The 21325-nt window shown below is 66.8% G+C and carries 22 protein-coding genes; 11 read left to right on the forward strand and 11 right to left on the reverse strand.

What is annotated here, in order from left to right:
- On the reverse strand, positions 1–549 hold the full coding sequence (locus ACIQC0_RS01310) for a GtrA family protein (protein WP_377215317.1): 549 nt from the start codon (positions 547–549) through the stop codon (positions 1–3).
- Positions 550–721: 172 nt separating this feature from the next.
- Here ACIQC0_RS01310 and ACIQC0_RS01315 point away from each other — a divergent pair, with 172 nt between their 5' ends.
- The 4 genes from ACIQC0_RS01315 to manA are packed head-to-tail and all read left to right on the forward strand — an operon-like array spanning position 722 to position 5460.
- Positions 722–1918 (forward strand): 5-(carboxyamino)imidazole ribonucleotide synthase, encoded by a 1197-nt coding sequence (locus ACIQC0_RS01315; protein ID WP_400532261.1) that lies wholly within the window; start codon positions 722–724, stop codon positions 1916–1918.
- Positions 1915–2490, forward strand: coding sequence for a 5-(carboxyamino)imidazole ribonucleotide mutase (purE, locus tag ACIQC0_RS01320; RefSeq protein ID WP_377215315.1), 576 nt, complete (start codon positions 1915–1917; stop codon positions 2488–2490). Before ACIQC0_RS01315 ends, purE begins: the two co-directional genes overlap by 4 nt.
- Before the next feature lie 10 nt (positions 2491–2500).
- Positions 2501–4165: an LCP family protein gene (locus tag ACIQC0_RS01325; protein ID WP_400532262.1), complete on the forward strand. Its 1665-nt coding sequence runs from the start codon at positions 2501–2503 to the stop codon at positions 4163–4165.
- Between the two features lie 32 nt (positions 4166–4197).
- Positions 4198–5460 carry a mannose-6-phosphate isomerase, class I gene (gene manA / locus ACIQC0_RS01330; protein WP_400532263.1) on the forward strand — a complete coding sequence of 421 codons (1263 nt, stop codon included), beginning with the start codon at positions 4198–4200 and terminating at the stop codon, positions 5458–5460.
- A 13-nt stretch (positions 5461–5473) separates the two neighbouring features.
- On the opposite strand, the gene ACIQC0_RS01335 is transcribed toward manA, so the two are convergent.
- Both ACIQC0_RS01335 and glpX read right to left on the reverse strand, forming a co-directional pair.
- A complete protein-coding gene (locus ACIQC0_RS01335; protein ID WP_377215312.1) occupies positions 5474–6508 on the reverse strand; it encodes a lipid II:glycine glycyltransferase FemX in 1035 nt (344 codons plus the stop codon).
- A 100-nt stretch (positions 6509–6608) separates the two neighbouring features.
- Positions 6609–7631 (reverse strand): class II fructose-bisphosphatase, encoded by a 1023-nt coding sequence (glpX, locus tag ACIQC0_RS01340; protein ID WP_377215512.1) that lies wholly within the window; start codon positions 7629–7631, stop codon positions 6609–6611.
- A 250-nt stretch (positions 7632–7881) separates the two neighbouring features.
- Here glpX and ACIQC0_RS01345 point away from each other — a divergent pair, with 250 nt between their 5' ends.
- From ACIQC0_RS01345 to ACIQC0_RS01355, 3 genes are all read left to right on the forward strand, one after another.
- Complete coding sequence (locus ACIQC0_RS01345) at positions 7882–8529, forward strand: DUF4245 domain-containing protein (RefSeq protein ID WP_377215311.1); 648 nt, start codon at positions 7882–7884, stop codon at positions 8527–8529.
- 10 nt (positions 8530–8539) lie between these two features.
- Entirely contained in the window at positions 8540–9154 is a 615-nt protein-coding gene (locus ACIQC0_RS01350) for a carbonic anhydrase (RefSeq protein WP_377215310.1), read from the forward strand.
- A gap of 86 nt (positions 9155–9240) precedes the next feature.
- The gene (locus ACIQC0_RS01355; protein WP_400532264.1) at positions 9241–10668 is read left to right on the forward strand and encodes a class II fumarate hydratase; all 1428 of its coding nucleotides are present in this window, start codon (positions 9241–9243) and stop codon (positions 10666–10668) included.
- A gap of 98 nt (positions 10669–10766) precedes the next feature.
- Here the strand turns inward: ACIQC0_RS01355 and ACIQC0_RS01360 are convergent, their stop codons facing one another.
- The gene (locus ACIQC0_RS01360; RefSeq protein WP_377215308.1) at positions 10767–11288 is read right to left on the reverse strand and encodes a prepilin peptidase; all 522 of its coding nucleotides are present in this window, start codon (positions 11286–11288) and stop codon (positions 10767–10769) included.
- A 118-nt stretch (positions 11289–11406) separates the two neighbouring features.
- Between ACIQC0_RS01360 and ACIQC0_RS01365 the strand changes: the two genes are divergently transcribed.
- Positions 11407–12054, forward strand: coding sequence for a GNAT family N-acetyltransferase (locus ACIQC0_RS01365; protein ID WP_400532265.1), 648 nt, complete (start codon positions 11407–11409; stop codon positions 12052–12054).
- Here ACIQC0_RS01365 and ACIQC0_RS01370 read toward each other — a convergent pair.
- Entirely contained in the window at positions 12051–13466 is a 1416-nt protein-coding gene (locus tag ACIQC0_RS01370) for a PhoH family protein (protein WP_377215306.1), read from the reverse strand. The genes ACIQC0_RS01365 and ACIQC0_RS01370 overlap by 4 nt on opposite strands.
- 254 nt (positions 13467–13720) lie before the next feature.
- Entirely contained in the window at positions 13721–14482 is a 762-nt protein-coding gene (locus ACIQC0_RS01375) for an isoprenyl transferase (RefSeq protein ID WP_377215511.1), read from the reverse strand.
- A gap of 253 nt (positions 14483–14735) precedes the next feature.
- Between ACIQC0_RS01375 and ACIQC0_RS01380 the strand changes: the two genes are divergently transcribed.
- Positions 14736–15377 (forward strand): hemolysin III family protein, encoded by a 642-nt coding sequence (locus tag ACIQC0_RS01380; protein WP_400532591.1) that lies wholly within the window; start codon positions 14736–14738, stop codon positions 15375–15377.
- 28 nt (positions 15378–15405) lie between these two features.
- Here ACIQC0_RS01380 and ACIQC0_RS01385 read toward each other — a convergent pair whose 3' ends face one another.
- Both ACIQC0_RS01385 and mca read right to left on the reverse strand, forming a co-directional pair.
- A complete protein-coding gene (locus ACIQC0_RS01385; RefSeq protein ID WP_400532266.1) occupies positions 15406–15753 on the reverse strand; it encodes a hypothetical protein in 348 nt (115 codons plus the stop codon).
- A 94-nt stretch (positions 15754–15847) separates the two neighbouring features.
- The gene (gene mca, locus ACIQC0_RS01390) at positions 15848–16753 is read right to left on the reverse strand and encodes a mycothiol conjugate amidase Mca (RefSeq protein ID WP_400532267.1); all 906 of its coding nucleotides are present in this window, start codon (positions 16751–16753) and stop codon (positions 15848–15850) included.
- Between the two features lie 114 nt (positions 16754–16867).
- Between mca and ACIQC0_RS01395 the strand changes: the two genes are divergently transcribed.
- Complete coding sequence (locus ACIQC0_RS01395) at positions 16868–17335, forward strand: DUF4307 domain-containing protein (protein WP_400532268.1); 468 nt, start codon at positions 16868–16870, stop codon at positions 17333–17335.
- A 142-nt stretch (positions 17336–17477) separates the two neighbouring features.
- On the forward strand, positions 17478–17972 hold the full coding sequence (gene greA, locus ACIQC0_RS01400; RefSeq protein ID WP_377215302.1) for a transcription elongation factor GreA: 495 nt from the start codon (positions 17478–17480) through the stop codon (positions 17970–17972).
- Positions 17973–18029: 57 nt separating this feature from the next.
- On the opposite strand, the gene ACIQC0_RS01405 is transcribed toward greA, so the two are convergent.
- From ACIQC0_RS01405 to ACIQC0_RS01415, 3 genes are all read right to left on the reverse strand, one after another.
- Positions 18030–18686: a rhomboid family intramembrane serine protease gene (locus tag ACIQC0_RS01405; protein ID WP_400532269.1), complete on the reverse strand. Its 657-nt coding sequence runs from the start codon at positions 18684–18686 to the stop codon at positions 18030–18032.
- A gap of 6 nt (positions 18687–18692) precedes the next feature.
- Positions 18693–19931 (reverse strand): threonine ammonia-lyase, encoded by a 1239-nt coding sequence (gene ilvA / locus ACIQC0_RS01410; RefSeq protein ID WP_377215300.1) that lies wholly within the window; start codon positions 19929–19931, stop codon positions 18693–18695.
- A 134-nt stretch (positions 19932–20065) separates the two neighbouring features.
- Complete coding sequence (locus ACIQC0_RS01415) at positions 20066–21289, reverse strand: AI-2E family transporter (RefSeq protein ID WP_400532270.1); 1224 nt, start codon at positions 21287–21289, stop codon at positions 20066–20068.
- Positions 21290–21325: the final 36 nt, after the last annotated feature.

The raw sequence follows: 21325 nt of genomic DNA on the forward strand, positions 1-21325 counted from the left end.
TCAGCGGGTCTCCTCCACACCGGTCTGGGATTCGGCGGCCGCTGCGTGCTCGCGGTGCGGGTGCAGTTCAATGAGTTCGTGGTCGTGGGAGAACTCGGGCTCGGCGTCCAGTTCGTTGTTAAACACCAGGAAGCGGTACGCGAAGAACCGCACCACGGTGGCCACCAGGATGCCTGCCACTCCGGCGAAGAACAGCATGTTCTTGTCCGTAATTCCCATGCCGTACTTGGCCAGCGCGGTAAAGCCGGTGGAAATGCCGATTCCGATGCCGTTAATCAGCACGAACATGAGGAACTCGCGCGCCACGTTGGCCTGGCGGCGGTGCCGGAAGGTCCACAGCCTGTTGGCGATCCAGGAAAAGATGGTGGCCACGGACGCGCCGACAAAGCGCGCCTTGGCTTCACTGTCCGACATCGGCCCGTGCATCAGGTAGTAGGTCAGGCCGTTATCAATGACGAACGCCACACCGCCGACGGCACCGAACTTGGCCACCTCGCGCCAAAAAAGCGAGGCAAGGCCCCGGACCCGATCTGCAAGTGAGCTAAACATGACCCTCCATGGCCGTACGAACTAAAGGGCCACTAGGCCGAAGGCCCATTTTAGCCCCCAAACCCGGGGACAGCCCCGACAAAGCAGCGCTGCAGGAGCGCCCTGCGGAAATTCCGCGGCATTGCTGTTCCCGGAAGGCGGGAAACCGGCACTCTTGGGTAGGCTGGCCCATGTGACTTTTCCAGTGATAGGTGTGGTTGGCGGCGGACAGCTCGCCCGAATGATGGCCCCGGCAGCTACGGCTCTTGGCTTCGAGCTGCGTGTCCTTGCCGAAGGCGACGATGTTTCCGCGGTCTCCGCAGTGTCCTCCTCGCCCGTGGGCGACTACAAGGACCTGCAGACCCTCCTTGAGTTTTCGCAGGGCTTGGACGTCATGACGTTCGACCACGAACATGTTCCCACCGCGCACCTGCGGGCGCTGCAGGAAGCCGGCGTCAACATCCAGCCCGGCCCCGACGCCCTGGTGCACGCCCAGGACAAGCTGGTCATGCGGGCAGCGATCGACCGGCTGGAACTGCCGAACCCCGAGTGGGCCTCGGTGGCCGATGTCGCCGCCCTGGTCGCCTTCGGCGAGGCCATCGGCTGGCCCGTGGTGCTGAAGACGCCCCGCGGCGGCTACGACGGCAAGGGTGTCCGCATTGTCTCCTCCGCAGAGGACGCAGCGGACACCGTGGACTGGTTTGAGGCCATGAGCCCGCTGCTGGCCGAGGCCAAGGTGGAGTTCGCCCGGGAACTGTCCGCGTTGGTGGCCCGCACCCCGGACGGCGAGGCCCGGGCCTGGCCCGTGGTCCACACCATCCAGGTGGACGGCGTGTGCGACGAGGTCATCGCCCCCGCCCTGGACATTCCGGTGGAAGTTGCCGCGGCCGCAGAGGACGCCGCCCTGCGCATTGCCGCGGAGCTGGGCGTGACCGGTGTGCTGGCCGTGGAGCTGTTCGAAACCCCTGGCTCCGGCGCCGGCTTCCTCGTCAACGAGCTCGCCATGCGGCCGCACAACACCGGCCACTGGACCCAGGACGGCTCGGTCACCAGCCAGTTCGAACAACACCTGCGCGCAGTCCTGAACCTTCCGCTGGGGGCCACGGACATCCTGGCCCCCGTCGTCGTCATGAAGAACTTCCTGGGCGGCGGCAACCAGGACCTGTTTGCCGCCTACCCCGCTGCCTTGGCCGCGGAGCCCGCGGCCAAGGTGCACTGCTACGGCAAGTCCGTCCGTCCGGGCCGGAAAATCGGCCACGTCAACCTGGCCGGGCCGTCGACGGCGGACGTCGACGCGGTCCGCCACCGCGCCGCCATGGTGGCGGGCATCATCCGGGACGGCCGGGTCCCGGCAGAAGAACCGGCAGCAACTTTCGAGGAGAACGCATGAACCCCCAGGCCGCCGGAAACTCCGCAGCCGCTCCGCTGGTAGGACTCGTCATGGGGTCCGACTCCGACTGGCCTGTCATGGAAGCCGCAGCCGAAGCACTGGCTGAGTTCGGCGTTCCCTTCGAAGCAGATGTGGTCTCTGCCCACCGGATGCCCACCGAGATGATCCGTTACGGCCAGACCGCCCACGAGCGCGGCCTGCGCGTCATCATCGCGGGGGCCGGCGGCGCCGCCCACCTGCCTGGCATGCTGGCCAGTGTCACCCCGTTGCCCGTGATCGGCGTTCCTGTTCCCCTCAAGACCCTGGACGGCATGGACTCCCTGCTGTCCATCGTGCAGATGCCTGCGGGGGTGCCGGTGGCTACGGTCTCCATCGGGGGCGCGCGCAATGCGGGCCTGCTCGCCGTCCGGATGCTGGCTTCGGGCACTGATGAACTCGCGGGCTCCCTGCGCGCTGACCTGCAGGAGTTCGCCGCCGACCTCAACGCCGTGGCCGGCCGCAAGGGTGCAAGCCTCCGCCAGAAAGTCAGCGAGGTCTTCGCCGAAGGCAACGGCCTCCGGGGCAGCCATTAGGACCCCGCCCATGTCCAGCAGCAAGGTCCCGCACTCCGCGTCCGATACCGGCATGACGGATCCGGTCCGCTACCCGGTCAGCGCCTCGGCGCCCGTCCGCACCAAGCGGGCCTTCCTCCTGGTCCTCATGACGCTCCTGGTACCCGGCAGCGCACAGCTGGTGGCCGGTGACCGCCGGCTGGGGCGGGCCGCGCTGCGCGTAACGCTCGCCGCCTGGGCCGTGCTCATCCTGGCCTTGTTGCTCCTCCTGGTCAACCGTTCGCTGTTCATCAACATCCTGAGCAACCCGGTGGCATCACTGGCGATCATCGTGGTCCTCGCGGCCTTGGCCGCCGGCTGGACAGTGCTGTTCATCAACACGCTGCGGATCATCCGCCCTGTGCTGCTCAGGCCGCCGATGCGTCCCGCCGTCGTGGTTTCCCTGGTTTTAGCCATGGTCCTGGGCAGCGGATCGCTCGGCTACGCTGCCTACCTGCTCAACGTCAGCCGGAACGCCATCGGCAGCATCTTCTCGTCCGGACCGGCCATCGATCCGGTGGATGGCCGCTACAACTTCCTGATGATGGGCGGCGACGCCGGCGAGGACCGCACCGGCCGCCGGCCGGACAGCCTCTCGGTGCTCAGCGTTGATGCCGAGACCGGCCAGACCGCCATCATCTCCGTCCCCCGCAACCTGCAGAACGCCCAGTTCGCCGAGGGATCGCCCATGCGCGAAATCTACCCGGAGGGGTACAACTGCGGCGACGAATGCCTGATCAACGCGATCAACACCGAGGTCACCAACGAACACACGGACCTCTACCCCGGTGTAGCCGACCCCGGCGCGCAGGCCACGCTGGAGGCGGTCTCCGGAACTCTGGGCCTGACCGTGCAGGCCTTCGTGCTGGTGGACATGGAAGGGTTCTCCTCCCTCATCGACGCCATGGGCGGAATCCGCATCAAAGCCGGTGGCTGGGTACCCATGAGCGGCTACTTTGACGACTACACCCAGACGCACGGCAAACCGCTGGGCTGGATCCCCGCGGGCGAGCAGACCCTCAACGGCGAGCAGGCACTCTGGTACGGACGGTCCCGCGAATACGTGGACGACTACGCGCGGATCCAGCGGCAGCAGTGTGTCCAGCAGGCCATGCTGCGCCAGCTGGACCCGACCACGCTGCTGGCCAAATTCGAGGACATCGCCAACGCCGGAACCAAGGTGGTGGAGTCCAACATCTCCTCGTCGCAGCTGGGCAGCTTCGTGAACCTTGCCATCAAGGCGAAGGGACAGGACGTGAAGCGGCTTACCATCGGCCCGCCGGACTTTGACGCGTCCTTCTCCACCACACCGGACTTCGGCGAGATCCACCGCCGCGTGGATGAGCTGCTGGCCTCGGCCTCGGCCGGGGCGGAGCCCGCCGCGGCGCCGCGGGACGGAATCGTGGCGCCTGCGGCCCCCGGCGGCCGGCTGCAGGCGGCCGCGTTCCGCGCGTCCGGCCTTGGACCGGCTGCCGGAAGCCCCGCCCACGTGGCCACCGCGCAGCCGTCTCCCCCGCCGTCGGACTTCACGCCGGTGACCACCACGCCGGACGGCGAACCCATTACCGAGGCGATGCTGGACCAGCTCAAGAGCGAAGGCAACGAAGAAGCCATCCGCCAGCTCGTTGCCACCAACGGCCAGTGCGCGCCGCTCTAGCCGGCCCTCCCACCTAGCGAACGGAACAGAACTTGTACCAGCTCGAGAACGTCCTCCGGGACTACGCATGGGGATCGACGACGGCGATTGCCGCCTTGCTGGGGCGGCCAGAGTCAGGGCGGCCGGAGGCTGAGCTCTGGATCGGCGCGCATTCCGGCTCGCCCTCCGTGGCTCACGTTCCGGAGGACGGCACCGACACCCCGTTGGACGCCCTGATCAGCAGGGACCCCGAGCACTTCCTGGGGGCTGACTCCGTGGCGCGCTTCGGTCCCCGCCTGCCGTTCCTGGCCAAGGTGCTGGCAGCCGCGGAACCGCTGTCCCTGCAGGTCCACCCCAGCCTGGAGCAGGCCCGCGCCGGTTTCGCCCGGGAGAACGACGCCGGCCTGCCCGCCGACGCCGCCAACCGCAACTACCGCGACGACAACCACAAGCCGGAAATGATCTTCGCTCTCACCCCGTTCGAGGCGCTGTGCGGGTTCCGGCCCGCGGCAGCCACGCGGGGCATCCTTGAGCACCTGGTCCAGTCCTTCGGCACCGCCCGGATTCCGGTTCCCGTCGTGCTGTCCGGGCTGCTTGAAGACCTGTCCGGCGGCGGTGACGGCGAGGGTGGCGACAGCGAGGCGCTGCAGCGTGCCTTCCGGCGGCTGATCACGGGCGGGGAAGACGTTGCGGAAGCTACCTCACACGTGGTGTCCCTGCTGAAGTCCGGCGCACCGCTGGCTTCCTACCAGGCCGAACTGTCCACCGTGGTGAACCTGGACAGCAAGTACCCGGGCGATCCCGGCGTCCTGATCTCCCTGCTGCTCAACCGCATCTCACTGCAGCCGGGCGAGGCCGTCTACCTGCCCGCCGGGAACGTGCACGCATACCTGCACGGGCTGGGCGTGGAGGTCATGGCGTCCTCGGACAACGTGCTGCGCGGCGGTTTGACGCCCAAGTTCGTTGACGTGCCCGAACTGCTCCGGACCATCGATTTCAAACCTGTCGCCGTACCCATGCTCGACGCCGAACGCACCGTCCTGGACCAGGAGCTCTTCCGGCCGCCGTTCGAGGAGTTCCAGCTCCAGCGGATTGAGCTCAGCCCGGAGGACGGACCCGTGCCGCTCGCCCAGTCCGGAGCTGCCGTGGTGATCGTGGTGTCCGGTGCTGTCTACCTGGATTCCCCCAAGGGCGACCTGGAACTCGGGCGGGGCGGCAGCGCGTTCCTGCCTGCGGCCGAGGCGCCGGTCAACGTCCACCTCGCGGCCGGCAGCACGGAACCCGCGCTGGCCTTCGCCGTGACCACCGGCCTGTAGGTACCGGGGCGATTTACCGGCCGGGACGGATCCGGGCGGTGGCGGCTTTGAGCAGCCGGCGTGCCCCCTGCAGTCCCTTGCGCGCCAGTGGCATCGCCGTGGAGTACGCCGGGTAGAACGGGGACAGCGGCTTGTCCCAGGTGCCCATCAGCATGTTTTCATGCTTGGCGAACTGCTTCTTGAAGTCGCTGATGCCGTCGTTGAGCAGCCCGTTGAAGTCATAGCGTTTGCAGCCGTCTTCCCGCATGGCCTGCAGCGCAGCCCACTTGACGCCGTAGTTGACGCGCTGCTTCTGGCCCTCGGCCGAGACGCCGCCGTACAGTTCAAACGCTGTTGCCGCGCTCCTGGCGAGCCAGACGAAGGCAAGGAGGCGGCCGCCGTCGAACGCTCCGATGATCGGTGACCCATCCCCCATGTTCCGGAAGATGTCGCGGTAGTACTGATCCTCGTGGATGCCGAAACCGGCCCGGTCCGCGGTCTCGTGGTAGACGGCGAGGACCTGCTCAAGCTCGGCATCGCCCTGGACCTTGCGGAACTCCACGTCGCTGCGCATGGCCTTGCGGATGTTGGCCCGGGTGGATTTGGACATGTCCGCCATCAGTTCATCGTCCGTGCGGGTCAGGTCCAGGATGAGGGTGCGGGGAATCAGTACCGTGTTAGCCGTCCCGCGGAACCCTGCCGAGGAAACGGCCGCAGCAAAATCGGAGTCCCGGTCCCAGTCAGGCTCGATGCTCAGGGCCACCGCACGGTGCCGGACAGCGGCGTGCTCTGCCAGCCGGTCCAGGACTGTCCCGGTGTGCTCGGGCGCGCACAGGGGCCCACGCGGGATGTAGGCCAGGGCGCGGAACGGAACGGGCAGCCGGCGGATGAGCAGCTGGGCGGCGCCGATGGTGGTGCCCCCGTCTTCGACCAGCACACGGTCCACGGACCAGCCGTGCATGGCCTTCGTTTCGCCCCAGCCCCATAGCTGCTGCGGGTGCCCCTCGAACTTGTCGACGTAGCCATCCCAGAGGGCGCGTTCAGTACAGGGGACAACAGCAGGATTCATGAATTAAACCCTATACCAGGCATTAACGCGCCAGTCCCCGGACAACGCCGTTGCGCGTCCGGGGACTGGCTGCCGTACCGTGTGGAACGAGCAACCGGGATCAGGCCTTGCGGGCGTAGCCTTCCCACTTGTCCGCGCGGTGCTCGCCGTCCACGAACCGGATGGTGCCGGACTTGGAGCGCATCACGATGGACTGGGTCAGGACCTTGTCCTTGGGGTAGCGGACACCCTTGAGCAGGTCTCCGTCGGTGATTCCCGTGGCGGCGAAGTAGCAATTGTCGCTGGAGACCAGGTCGTTGGTGGACAGTACGCGGTCCAGGTCGTGGCCGGCGTCGATGGCCTTCTGCTTCTCGTCGTCGCTGGTGGGCCACAGGCGGCCCTGGATGACGCCGCCCAGCGACTTGATGGCGCAGGCGGCGACAATGCCCTCCGGAGTGCCGCCGATGCCCATCAGGGCATCCACGCCGGTGCCGGAACGGACCGCGGCAATGGCGCCGGCCACGTCACCGTCCATGATGAACTTGGTGCGCGCGCCTGCCTCGCGGATCTCCTCCACCAGCGGGCGGTGCCGGTCGCGGTCCAGGATCATGACGTTGAGCTGGTTGACCTTGACCCCCTTGGCCTTGGCAATCAGGTGCAGGTTCTGCTTCACGGGCAAGCGGAGGTCCACCATGTCCGCGGCTTCAGGACCGGTGACCAGTTTCTCCATGTAGAACACCGCCGAGGGATCGAACATGGAACCGCGCTCTGCCACCGCCAGGACGGCAAGCGCGTTATTGATGCCCAGCGCGGTCAGGCGGGTGCCATCGATGGGGTCCACGGCCACGTCCACCTCGGGGCCCGTGCCGTCGCCCACGCGCTCACCGTTGAACAGCATGGGAGCCTCGTCTTTTTCGCCTTCGCCGATAACCACGACGCCGTTGAAGTGGACGGTCTGCAGGAAAGAGCGCATGGCGTCCACTGCTGCGCCGTCGGCGGTGTTCTTGTCGCCGAAGCCCACCCAGTGGCCGCCTGCAATGGCCGCGGCCTCGGTGACGCGGACGAGCTCGAGGGCAAGGTTGCGGTCCGGCTCGTCATTGCCCACCGCAAGGGATGGTGAGATCGTGGAGTACTTCTGGGTCATGGACGCTGGTGACACGTGAACCTCTTCTTCGAGTGGCGATCATTGAACCCGCCCGCCGGTGCAGCAGCGCGGTGATTCCTCTGGTATCGATCATAGTCGGGGCGCCCGCCGCCGTTCCCCGGATGACGCTGCGGCGCAATGTGCGGGGCTGCGGCCCTCCCCCGCGTTCCGGGTTGGCCAGGCGGCCGGTGCCGGCCACCCCGAATATGAGTTGGGCGGAGGCATGGGCGACTATAGAAGGGTGAACGATATGCAGGAAAAGGCTCCCACCGGTCCCGACGCCGCCCGACCGGCCGCACCCGTCAAGCCCGTCATCGCCGCCGCGGCGGCCAAGCGCGCCAACGCCTCCGTGATCGGCATGGGCATTGCCCTCCTGCTGAGCATCGCAGCCTTCCTGCCCATCGTGCTCATGAACCCCGCACCCAAGTCCGACGGCTACCGCCCGGACGTCGATGTGGCCGCCACCGCCCGGAACGCCGCCGACGTGGCGGGGTTCGCACCCGTCGCGCCGGAGGCCGGCGACGGGTACCGGCCCAACTACGCCCGCTGGGAAGCCGGGACCGCCAGCGGGGTACCCACCTGGGAGGTGGGCTTCCTCACCCCCAAGGAGTCCTTCATCGGCCTCGTGCAGACTGCCAAAGCCAACCCCACCTGGCTCCTGCAGCAGACCCGCAACGCCCCCGTTACCGGAACCCGGGCAGCGGGAGGCCAGGACTGGGAACTCCGGGACACCGGAAAAGGCGCGAAGTCCATGGTCCTCGACTACCGCGGAACCACCGTCATCCTCTCCGGCGAGGCCAAACTTGACGAATTCGCGGTGCTGGCCGACGCCGTCGTGGAATCCATGGACAGCAACCCGCCCGTCATAAGTTCCCCTGGGGCCAGCCCCACGCCCTAAAATAAGCAGGGTGACTACCTACCTGACTCCGGCACTCGCCTGGCGCCGCCTGCGCGAAGGCAACGAACGCTTTGTCAACGGCGAATCCTCGCATCCGAACCAGAACGCCTCCCGCCGCTCATCGCTGGTGGAAACCCAGAACCCGTTTGCGGTGATCTTCGGCTGCTCGGACTCCCGGCTTGCCGCTGAAATCATCTTCGACGTCGGCCTGGGCGACGTCTTCGTCGTTCGCACCGCCGGCCAGGTGATCGACGACGCCGTCCTCGGCTCCCTGGAGTACAGCGTCGGCGTCCTGAACGTCCCACTGATCGTGGTCCTGGGGCACGACAGCTGCGGTGCCGTGACGGCCACAAAGACTGCCGTGGAAACCGGCGAGATGCCGGTCGGCTTCATCCGGGACCTGGTGGAGCGGATCACGCCCTCCGTGCTGACTTCCCTGCGCAACGACGAAACCGACGTCAACGACATGGTGGTGGAACACGTCAAGCAGACCTCCCAGCGCATGGCGGACAGCTCTCGTGTGATTTCCGACGCAATCGGGGAGGGGCGCACCGCGGTGATCGGCCTTTCCTACAGCCTGGCCGACGGCCGGGCGCACCTCGTTTCCGGAATCGGCGAGCTCTAGGCAGTCCTGCGGGCGGTCCGTCGGGCCGCCCGCAGCACCTGCTTCACGGTTTTCGATGCGGCCCGGGTGCGTCCTAAGCTAGCCCCATGACTTCCACTGAAGAGTTCCGCATTGAACATGACACGATGGGCGAAGTCCGCGTCCCCGTGAACGCACTGTACCGCGCGCAGACGCAGCGGGCAGTGGAGAACTTCCCGATTTCCGGCAAGACCCTGGAACGTGCCCACATTGAGGCGCTGGCCCGGGTCAAGAAGGCTGCCGCCCTGGCCAACGCTGAACTGGGCGTGCTCGATGGCGAGCTGGCCAAGGCAATCGCAGAAGCAGCCGACGAGGTTGCCGGGGGCAAGTACGACGGCGATTTCCCCATCGATGTTTTCCAGACCGGTTCGGGCACGTCCTCGAACATGAACACCAACGAGGTCCTCGCCGAGCTGGCCACCCGCTCGCTCAAGGCCGCCGGCAGCGACAAGGTGGTCCACCCGAACGACCACGTCAACGCCTCACAGTCCTCCAACGACGTGTTCCCCACGTCCGTGCACGTTGCCGCTACCTCGGCACTGATCAACGACCTCATTCCCGCCCTGGGCTACCTGGCCGAGTCGCTGGAACGCAAGGCCCTTGAGTTCAAGGACGTCGTCAAGTCCGGCCGTACCCACCTTATGGACGCCACCCCGGTGACGCTCGGCCAGGAATTCGGCGGCTACGCGGCACAGGTCCGCTACGGCATCGAGCGCATCAACGCCTCCCTCCCCCGGGTCGCCGAGGTTCCCCTGGGCGGCACCGCCGTGGGCACGGGCATCAACACCCCGGCCGGCTTCCCCGAGCGCGTCATCGAACTGCTCGCCACGGACACCGGCCTGCCGCTGACCGAGGCCCGCGACCACTTTGAGGCCCAGGCCAACCGCGATGGCCTGATCGAGGCTTCCAGCCAGCTGCGCAACATCGCGATCTCCTTCATGAAGATCAACAACGACCTCCGCTGGATGGGCTCCGGCCCCAACACCGGCCTCGGCGAGATCGCCATCCCTGACCTGCAGCCCGGTTCCTCGATCATGCCCGGCAAGGTCAACCCGGTGATCTGCGAGGCCTCCATCATGGTCTGCGCCCAGGTCATCGGCAACGACACAGCCATCGCCTGGTCCGGCACCAACGGCGCGTTCGAGCTCAACGTCGGCATCCCCGTCATGGCCGCCAACCTGCTGGAATCCGTCCGCCTGCTGGCCAACACCAGCCGCGTCATGGCGGACAAGATGATCGACGGCATCACGGCGAACGTGGAGCGCGCGCGCTTCCTCGCCGAGGCATCTCCGTCCATCGTCACGCCGCTGAACAAGTTCATCGGCTACGAGAACGCCGCCAAGATCGCCAAGACCGCAGTGGCGGAGGGCCTCACGGTCCGCCAGGCCACCGAGAAGCTCGGCTTCGTCGGCGACGGCGAGGGCCAGGTCTCCGAGGCCGACCTCGACAAGGCACTGGACGTCACCACCATGACCTCCCCGGCCCACAAGGCCTAGCCCCTTTTCTCCCCGGAGGACACACAAAGTACGACGGCGGCCGCCCACCTTCCCCGGCGAAGGCGGGCGGCCGCCGTCGTTCGCTGGAGTTGCGGAGGCTAGGCGGGGAGGAGCATAGCCGCCGCGGCGCCGGCAAGCATGAACGGCCCGAAGGGGATGTCGGACTTGAGGCTGCCGCGCCGGCTGGCCAGGAGTGCCAGCGACCAGAGCCCGCCCAGGAGAAAGGCCAGGAACGTCCCGGCAAAAAGGTGCGACCAGCCAAGATAGCCCAGGTACATGCCCAGCACGCCTGCCAGCTTGACATCGCCAAAACCCATTCCTGGCGGGTAAACCAGCCGGAGCACGAAGTAGAACAGCCACAACACTGCAGCGCCGGCCACCACACGGACGGCCGGTGCTCCGAGGAACCCGTCTGCGGGTCCTGCCAGCAGCGCTGCGGCCAGCAGCAGGACCCCGGCCACCGCGTAGGACGGGAACACGATCCTGTTGGGCAACAGGTGGTGCCGGATGTCGATGACCGTGAGCCGCACCGCCATCACCGCGAAATAGGCGCAGGCGGCAAGCACCAGCCAAAAGGCCACAGGAGTGTGCCGCCACAGGTCGCCGAGTTCTCCGATCACCCCTCGGATGCTACTGGAACCGGTGCGCCTCCCGCAGCACTGGCACCGCAAGTGTGGATATGTTGCCTGCGCCCGGACGTGACAACTCCGGTGGGGGAACATCGGCTAGGCTTCGCGGATGAGCGACCTATCCACCATTTGGCCCCTCTTCGGCCTTCAGCTCGCCACTCCCCGGCTGGAGCTGCGCCCGATCCGTGACCAGGACATTCCCGCGGCCGTGGCGGCAGCTGCCAGCGGCATCCACGACCCTGCACGGAATCCGTTCAGCAACCCCTGGACTGCGCTGCCGCCAGACCAGCTGGGGCCGAACATGGCCCGCTGGTACTGGCGCTGCCGCGCCGAAGCGGCCCCGGGAAACTGGACGCTGCTGTTGGGCGCCTGGCACGAGGGCAGCTTCGTTGGCTGCCAGGACCTGGCGGCGAAGGACTTCGGCACCCTCCGTACTGTCACCACCGGCTCTTGGCTCAGGCAGTCCGTGCAGGGCCGCGGCCTGGGCAAGGAGATGCGCGCCGCCGTCGTGCTTTATGCCTTCGACTGGCTGGGCGCGGAGGTGGCCGAGTCGGACGCGGCGGAGTGGAACGGGTCCTCCCTGGGTGTCTCGCGCGCGCTGGGGTATGAACCCAACGGCGTCTCCCGAAGGGAGTGGGGCGGCGTGGTGGAAACCCTCCAGCATGTCCGGGTGACCCCGGAATCGTTCCGCCGGCCGGACTGGCCGCTGCACGTCCAGGGGCACGATGCAGCGGCCAGTTTCCTGAAGTCGTCCTAGCCCTCCAGGAGCTCGGTCACCAGGGCAGCGATGGGCGAGCGCTCGGACCGTGTGAGGGTCACGTGGCCGAAGAGCGGGTGGCCCTTCAGGGTTTCGACGACGGCGGCGATTCCGTCGTGGCGGCCGACACGGAGGTTGTCGCGCTGGGCGACGTCGTGGGTGAGGACGATCTTGGAGTTCTGCCCCATGCGGCTCATGACTGTGAGGAGGACGTTCTTTTCCAGGGACTGCGCCTCATCAACGATAACGAACGCATCGTGCAGCGAGCGGCCGCGGATATGGGTCAGCGGCATGACCTCCAGCATTCCCCGGTCCATGACCTCCTCCACAACCTCCTGGCTGACCAGGGCGCCCAGTGTGTCGAACACCGCCTGCGCCCAGGGATTCATCTTTTCGGATTCGGAGCCGGGCAGGTAGCCAAGCTCCTGGCCGCCCACGGCGTAGAGCGGCCGGAACACGATGACCTTGCGGTGCTCGCGACGCTCCAGGACTGCCTCCAAGCCGGCGCAGAGGGCCAGTGCGGACTTGCCAGTGCCGGCGCGCCCGCCGATGGACACGATGCCCACGGCGGGGTCCATCAGCATGTCGATGGCCAGCCGCTGTTCTGCGGAGCGCCCGTGGAGGCCGAACACGTCGCGGTCGCCCTTGACCAGGCGGACCTGCTTGTCCGCGCCTACCCGGCCCAGGGCCGAGCCCCGGTTTGAGAGGAGCACCAGGCCGGTGTTGACCGGCATTTCGGCTGCCGCAGGAATGAAGACGGGTTCGTGGCCGTACAGGGTGGAGATTTCCTCTTCCGTTGCTTCGATTTCGGCCACCCCGGTCCAGCCGGAATCCTTGACCAGTTCATTGCGGTACTCGTCCGCGGCCAGGCCCATGGCGGAAGCTTTCACGCGCATGGGCAGGTCCTTGGAGACCACGGTGACATTCCTGCCCTCGTTGGCGAGGTTCTTGGCGACGGCGAGGATGCGGCTGTCGTTGTCCCCGCTGCGGAACCCCAGCGGAAGCACCTCTGCGGAAATGTGGTTCAGCTCCACCATGAGGGAACCGCCGTCGCCGATGGGAATGGGCTGGTTGAGGCCGCCGTGCTTGACGCGCAGGTCATCCAGGAGACGGAGGGCCTTGCGGGCGAAGAAGCCGAGTTCGGGGTCATGCCGTTTGGCTTCGAGCTCGGTGATGACCACCACCGGGACGATGACCTCGTGTTCTGCGAAGCGCAGCAGGGCGTGGGGGTCGGACAGGAGGACAGAGGTGTCGATCACGAACGTATGGATGACGGCGTCCCCTCCGGAAACAACAAAACCGGCCGCAGCGTCTGGTGCCGCGCCGGATTCAGAAGTGGCTCGCATGGCGCGAGAGGTAGCTTTTCCTGCCTGGTCGGAAAGGACCGTGGACAGTGCTTCAGAAGTAGCCACATCGACTCCAGCCCCGGGCTTCAGCCCGGATTTGTTATGGGTGAGGCGGTTCGGCCACGAGGCCGGATCCGGCCTCCCATACAACCGGTGCGATGATTCGCTCCATGTACTGGCCTCCCCGATCAGCCGGCGGTTTGCCTGCTGATGGATACAACGTAAATCCAGGCTCCGGAATTTCCGCATACATCCGACGGCGATTCTTCTGTCCTTCGTGTGAACTCAGGATGAACCCGGGACGCCTCGCCCGGGGACGGTCAAGACCCGAAGCGGCGTTGCCGGCCGGCGTAGTCCCGGAGGGCGCGCAGGAAATCGACTTTGCGGAATGCCGGCCAGAGGGCCTCGCAGAAGTAGAACTCGCTGTAGGCGCTTTGCCACATCAGGAAGCCGGAGAGCCGCTGCTCACCGGAGGTCCGGATGACCAGGTCCGGGTCCGGCTGGCCGCGCGTATAAAGGAAGCGTGAAATGTCCTCGACGGACAGGCTGTCCGCCAGTTCCGAGATATCCGCACCCCGCGCCACGGCGTCGTGAAGCAGTTCGCGGACGGCATCCACGATCTCCCGGCGCCCGCCGTAGCCCACGGCTACGTTGACGTGGATCTTTTCCTTCACCGGGGTCCGGGCGGTCAACTTGTTCAGGCGCTCGGCCAGGTAGCCGGGAAGAAGTTCCGGAGCACCCATGGCGTGGACGGAAAGATCCGCGTCCTCATCCAGGCGGTCCAGGGTGTTGGCGATGATGCCCATCAGCAGGTCCAGCTCTTCGCTGGAGCGGTTCATGTTGTCCGTGGACAGCATGTAGAGCGTGACTACCTTGACACCCAGCTCCTGGCACCAGCCAAGGAACTCGTGGATCTTGTCCGCTCCGGCCTGGTGGCCCTGGCTGGTGGGTGCGTTGAACTGCTTGGCCCAGCGGCGGTTGCCGTCCACCATGACCCCGATGTGCCGCGGAATGCGGTCACGCGGCAAGTCCTTCAGGAGCCGCCGCTCGTAGAAGCCGTAGAGGAACCCGGGCAACTCCACGCGTCCACTCACCTGACTTCCTTGCTGACGGCACTTTGCACATCCTAGGCTACCGTCCGCGGCAGCCGCCGCCATCCACCTGTCGAGGCCCGCAGCCCGAAACTCTTGTTACCGCTGGGTAACTTACTCGAACGTAGGTTATTCTGGGACCATGACCAGCGATCCCTCGGACGCCCCGCGGAGGGGCCCTGCCCGCGGCGCGGACCGCCCTCGCCGGCCGGAGCCCAACACCATGGACGACGCCGGCGTCCGCATCGCCGAGCTGCTCATGATCAAGCCCAAGTGGCGCGGCTGGATCCACACCGCCACCGCTCCCCTGGCGCTGGCTGCCGGCATCGTCCTTATCGCCCTGGCGCCCACAGCGGACCGCAAGGTGACCTCGGCCATCTACGCCGCGACCGGCGTGCTGCTCTTTGGCGTCAGTGCCGTCTACCACCGAGGCAACTGGTCACCCGGGGTGAAAATGGTCCTCAAGCGCCTGGACCACACCAACATCATGCTGGTGATCGCCGGAACCTACACCCCGCTCGCCTGGACCCTGCTGGAACGGTCACAGGCTGTCCTGCTCCTCTGGGTCATCTGGGCCGGCGCGATCCTGGGCGTACTGTTCCGCGTGCTGTGGACGGACGCGCCGCGCTGGCTTTACGTGCCGATCTATATCGCGCTGGGCTGCGGAGCGCTGCTCTACCTGCCGCAGTTCTTCCAGGCAAGCGTCGCGGCCGCGGTGCTGATCTGCGTGGGCGGCGCGCTCTACATCACCGGCGCGGTGTTCTACGCCCTCAAGAAGCCGAACTTCAGCTACCACCACTTCGGGTTCCACGAGCTGTTCCATGCCTTCACGGTCTTCGCGTTCACGGCGCACTATATTGCGATCGCCCTGGCCGTGCTCCGCTGACGACGGCGGCAGCCGGCACCGTCGTTGGCTACTCCGCCGGACGGGAGGGGCCGGCACCGCCCCGACCGTCAACCCCGGGCGCTCCGGGAGCGGCGGGGCCGTCCGTGGCGTCCAGGCCGTCCTGGGCGTCAGCGGCTGCGATATCGGCGGCCGCGGCGGCTTCCATGCGCTCCTGCTCGACCTGCGCCCGGTAACGGACCCTGCGGATGCGGCGGACCATATCCACGATCAGCAAAGTGGTGGCCACCACGAAGAACGCCGTCATGATGAATCCCCACAGGCCCGGGGTGATCTGGTCCTCGGAAATCCCCTCCCGCAGCGTCGGCGTCGGCATCGGCGTCGGGGTGGTGGCCAGGCTAAGGAGCAGAGAATGCACGGTGAAAACCTTCTGTGGAGCGAAAGAGCGGCAGGGAATGGACTGCACCGCCTCGCGGCCGTCTTCTACACCAGATAGAAAGTCCCTGCAGTGTCTATCTTAGCCCGGCGAAAAGGTCCTTCTCCGGGAGTTCGGACTCGACCTTGGACTTGATCAGCGAGTAGTCCTCCCAGGGCCAAGCCCGGCGCTGCATCTCCGGCGAGACGGCGAAGAAGAAGCCCAGCGGGTCAACCTGCGTCCGGTGGGCACGCAGGGCGTCGTCCCGCACTTCGAAGAAATCGCCGCAATCGATCTGCGTGGTGGTGGGGTGGCGGGCCGGCGGCGGTGTATGTCCTTCGGCGTCGGATTCGAGCCAGGCGGCCAGCCGCTCCGCATAGGGCGACTGCAGCCCGGCTTCTTCCAGCGCATAGTGCAGGGCCCGGAATCGTTCGGGGCTGAAGGCACGGTCATAGTAAAGCTTGCTGGGTTCCCACGGCTCCCCTGCCTCCGGGTAGCGCGCCGGGTCCCCGGCCGCGTCAAAGGCTTCCACCGCCACGCGGTGCGCCATGATGTGGTCAGGGTGCGGGTAGCCGCCGTTCTCGTCATAACTGAGAATGACGTGGGGCTTGAAGGAGCGGACCAGGCGCACCAGCGGGGATGCGGCCTGGTGCAGCGGCAGCGTGGCAAAGGAACCCGCGGGCAGCGGCGGCAGCGGGTCGCCTTCCGGCAGACCCGAGTCCACGAACCCGAGCCACTGTTGCCGGATCCCCAGGATTTTCGCGGCGGCTTCCATTTCCAGGCGCCTTGCACCGGCCATGTCCCGTTTAGGGTGGGGTTCTCCCTCCACCGCGGGGTTCTGGATGTCTCCGCGGGAGCCGTCGGTGCAGGTGGCCACCATGACGTCCACCCCGGCGGCGGCGTACATCGCCATCGTGGCGGCGCCCTTGCTGGACTCGTCGTCCGGGTGGGCGTGGACTGCGAGCAGCCGAAGCGGGGCCGGGGCGGTGCTGGACGCTGTCATGGGAGGACGGCTCCTTAAGTCTCTGCCGCGGCGGGTGGCTGCTGGCTCGTCGGGTGGTGCGGCGGGGCGGTCCGTGCGGGCGCCATCCGCCGGAATGGGCACTAAACTGGACTGGTGACTTCCCCGGACCAGCAGGACTCTTCCGCGCCCGCAGACACTAGCCTAGCCAATCGCTACGGCACCCAAAAGCGCAGCCTTCCGCCGCGCACCAAGCGCATCGTTGCCGGCGCGGCACTGGCAGCCGGCATCGGTTTCATGGCCTGGGTCTCCACGTCCTCGGCGGTCAACGGGGTCACGTTCAAGGACATCGGCTACAGCACGGTGGACGCCACTCTTGCAGAGGTGGATTTCCAAGTCACCCGGGATCCCGGCACCCGGGTCAAGTGTGCCGTCAAGGCCCTCGATTCCAAGTACGCCGTGGTGGGGTGGAAGGTGGTGGAGGTTCCGGCCACCGCAGCGGAGGGAGCGCCCGACGGCGGCCGGACAGTCGCCCAGCGCGTCACCGTCCGCACGGAGTCGCTTTCCGTATCCGGAGTAGTGGACAGCTGCTGGGAGGCGGACGACAAGGGACACAGCATGTGACGTGCACCGCTTGCTTATTGGGTTTCATCCAAGGGATTGACTACAATGGATCAATACCTTTACCCCGCTGAGCTGGTTGCTGTTCCACAAGTGGCCACCGTGGCGGGGTCTTTTGCATGTAGGACCATTAGAGGAGAAGTCCGTGTCTACCACCAACAGCGCAGCTGCAGCCTGGCTCACCCAGGAAGCTTTTGACCGCCTGAAGGCAGAGCTGGACCACCTTTCCGGCGCCGGCCGCGCAGAGATCGTCCAGAAGATCGAAGCAGCCCGGCAAGAGGGCGACCTCAAGGAAAATGGCGGATACCACGCAGCCAAGGAAGAACAGGGCAAGATCGAGGCCCGCATCCGGCAGCTGACGGTCCTGCTCCGCGACGCACATGTCGGCGAGTCCCCCGCCGATGACGGAATCGTGGAGCCCGGCATGATCGTCGTGGCCAGGATTGCCGGCGATGAGGAAACCTTCCTCCTGGGATCCCGCGAAATTGCCGGCGACTCGGACCTGGACGTCTTCAGTGAAAAGTCGCCGTTGGGCGCAGCCATCCTGGGCCACAAGGAAGGCGACACCCTGAGTTACACCGCGCCGAACGGCAAGGACATCAAGGTGGAGATCCTGTCCGCCAAGCCGTACACGGCATAGCCACAGCCAGCAAACGCCAGGTGCCGGCCGCCCACGGGGTGGCCGGCACCTGGCGTTTTAAGGCGCTCCATCCCGTCTCAGGAAGCCGGCAGCGGGGTACCAGATACGTTCCGGGCCGAAGCGCCGGCGCAGGAGTACAGCGGCCACCACACCGCCCGCTGCGCCGCCCAAGTGCGCCTGCCAGGAGATCTGGCCACCCATGAGGGGAAGCACCCCCAGCAGGATGCCGCCGTAGCCCATGAAGAGGACCACTGCCAGCAGGATCTGCCGCCAGCTGCGGTTGACGAACCCGCGGACCAGCAGGAAGGCGAACAGGCCGAAGACCAGCCCCGAGGAACCGACGGTAATGCCGCTGTTGCCGATCAGCCATACCGTCAGCCCGGACCCGAGCCAGCTGGCGGCCAGGGCCGTCAGGAATACGCGCAGTCCCGACAGAAACACCAGGAACCCAAACACCACCAGCGGCAGGCTGTTGGAGAGGAGGTGGTTCAGGTTTGCGTGCAGGAGCGGAAAGGTGAAGATGTCCAGCAGCCCGTCTGCGCTGCGGGGCCGGAGCCCGAAGGTCCGGTTCAGTGGCCGCAGCATCAGCAGGTTGACGGCTTCGATGGCGAACAGCAGGGCAACGAAACCGCCCAGGACCAGCAGCCCGCCCTTAGCCCGTGCGGCCAGCACCTGCCGCTGGCCGGGCCGCCTGTTTCCTGCCGGCAGGACCATGGCGTCTTAGTGGACCACGATGGGCTGGAAGCCTTCAGCGCGCAACGCACTGAGGACCTGCTCGCCGTGCTGGTGGCCCTTCGTCTCCAGGTTCACAGTGATGGACACGTCGCCCATGCTGATGGAACCGCCTACCCGCGTGTGGTCCAGGCCGGTGACGTTGGCGTCGTTTTCGGCAATGATCCGGGCGATGGTGGCCAGCGAACCCGGCCGGTCGTCGAGCATCATCCGCACGGTCATGTACCGGCCGGCAGCGGACAGGCCCCGCTGGATCACCTTGAGCATCAGCATGGGGTCGATGTTTCCGCCGGAGAGCACTACCACGGTGGTCCCGGGATTTTCGATCTTGCCGTCCATGAGGGCGGCGACGCCCACGGCACCTGCAGGTTCCACCACCATCTTGGCCCGCTCCAGCAGGAAGATCAGGGCCCGCGCCAGGGAGTCCTCGCTGACGGTGACCACGTCATCCACGAGTTCGCGGATGATACTGAAGGGGAGTTGTCCCGGGCGCCCTACGGCGATGCCGTCCGCCATGGTGGACACCTTTTTCAACGGCACCAGGGCATCCGCAGCGAGCGACGGCGGATAGGCGGCTGCGTTTTCAGCCTGGACTCCGATGATCCTGATCTCCCGGCCCAGTTCCTTGGCGCGCGCCTTGACCGCCACGGCGACGCCGGCGAGGAGGCCTCCGCCGCCAACGCCCATCAGGATGGTGTCGACGTTGGGTACCTGCTCCAGGATTTCCAGGCCGAGCGTCCCTTGGCCGGCCACCACGTCAACATTGTCGAAGGGGTGGACGAACACCATGCCGGTTTCGTTGCTGTAGCGCTGCGCCTCGGCGAGCGCCTCGTCCACGTTGTGCCCGTGCAGGATGACCTCGGCGCCGTGGCTTCGGGTCGCCGCGAGCTTGGGCAGGGCAACGCCCAGGGGCATGTAGATGCGGGCCTTGATACCGAGCGCCTTGGCCGCCACCGCGACGCCCTGGGCGTGGTTTCCCGCAGACGCAGCCACCACGCCGCGCTTCTTCTCTTCGTCCGAGAGCCGCGCCATCCGGACATAGGCGCCACGGACCTTGAAGGAGCCGGCGCGCTGCAGGTTCTCGCACTTGAAGAAGACCTCTCCGCCAGCTACCGATCCCAGCGCGCGGGACGATTCCACGGGGGTCCGCGCAATAATCCCGTCAAGCAGCTTCTGCGCCGCAAGGACATCGTCCAGGGTGACGGGAAGGGTTTCCAGGATGTTCACGGACTTATTCTCCTCTGGTTCGGCCCCGGCGCCCGCATCCCCTGGGGCGGCGGGCAGCAAGGATTGTTCGCTGCTGTGCCGGCTGCCTGGGCGGGCTGTCCTGCCGCGGCGGTATCCCTGCGGCTGGCAGCACGCTAGGGGCGGCCCGGCGGTTCGACGTCGCTGACGGTGTTGTCCCCGCCGGCTGCGGCCGGCACTGGCGCCCCGGGCAAAGCCGGCACGTGTTCATGTTCCCACGTTCTGGCTGCGATGTAGCGAACGGCCGAGTTTGCTACGGCGAGCACGGGGACCGAGAAGAGCGCACCGGGAATGCCGGCCAGGTACGAACCCGCGGCCACGGAGAGGATCACGGCCACCGGATGCAGGGAGACTGCTTTGCCCATGATCAACGGCTGGAGAATGTGGCTTTCCAGTTGCTGGACCAACAGGACGATGCCCAGCATGATCAGGGCGTTGACCAGTCCGTTGGCAACCAGGGCCAGCAGCACGGCAATCGCGCCGGTTACGAGAGCACCCACGATCGGGATGAACGAACCGATGAACACCAGCACGCTCAGCGGCAGTGCCAGGGGTACGCCGATAATCGCCGCGCCCACTCCGATGCCCACGGCGTCGACGAAGGCCACGAACATCTGGATGCGCGCGTAGCTCACCATGGACGCCCAGCCCTTACGGCCGGCGCCGAACGCAGCCGGCCGTGCCTTTTTGGGCAGCAGCCGCACGATAAAGCCCCAGATCCGCTCGCCCTCCAGCAGGAAGAAGATCAGGATGAACAGGGCAAGGATCAGCCCGGCGGCAAAGTGTCCTGCGCTGCTGCCGAACGAGAGCGCTCCGCTGAGGATGCTGCTGGTGTTGTCCTGGAGGGCTGTGCTGGCTTCCTTGAAGTACTGGTCCATCTGGTCCGCGGTCAGGTGCAGCGGACCCTCGGAAAGCCAGTCCTGAATCTGTTTCACGCCAGTCAGCGCCTCGGACCAGAGCGCACTGAAGCCCGAGTAGAGCTGGCGGCCAACCAGCGCCAACGCCCCGCCGATGAGCCCCAGGAAGCCGAGGGCCGTGACAGCCACAGCCAGCCCGGCGGGAAACCGGTTCCGTTTGAGCCAGCCGACGACTGGGTTGAGCAGGCCTGCCAGCAAGGCCGCCACCATCACCGGGATGATGAGGAAACTGATGCGGCTCAGCAGCCACACCAGTCCGCCGCCCACCAGCAGGATCAGGCCCAGGCGCCACGACCACGCAGCCGCGATGCGAATGCCGTAGGGGATGTCAGCCTCGAGGTCGCGCTCGCGCCGCCGGTGAGCCTGGGCCTCGGGCGCGGGATGGTCTGGCGCGGGCGTTGCGGCGTCGTCAGGGGGCGTCATAGCCCAATACTTCCCCAGCTCCCGCCGAATGTGAAA

The organism is Pseudarthrobacter sp. NPDC092419 (genome assembly GCF_044755045.1).
In the GTDB taxonomy this organism is placed as follows: domain Bacteria; phylum Actinomycetota; class Actinomycetes; order Actinomycetales; family Micrococcaceae; genus Arthrobacter.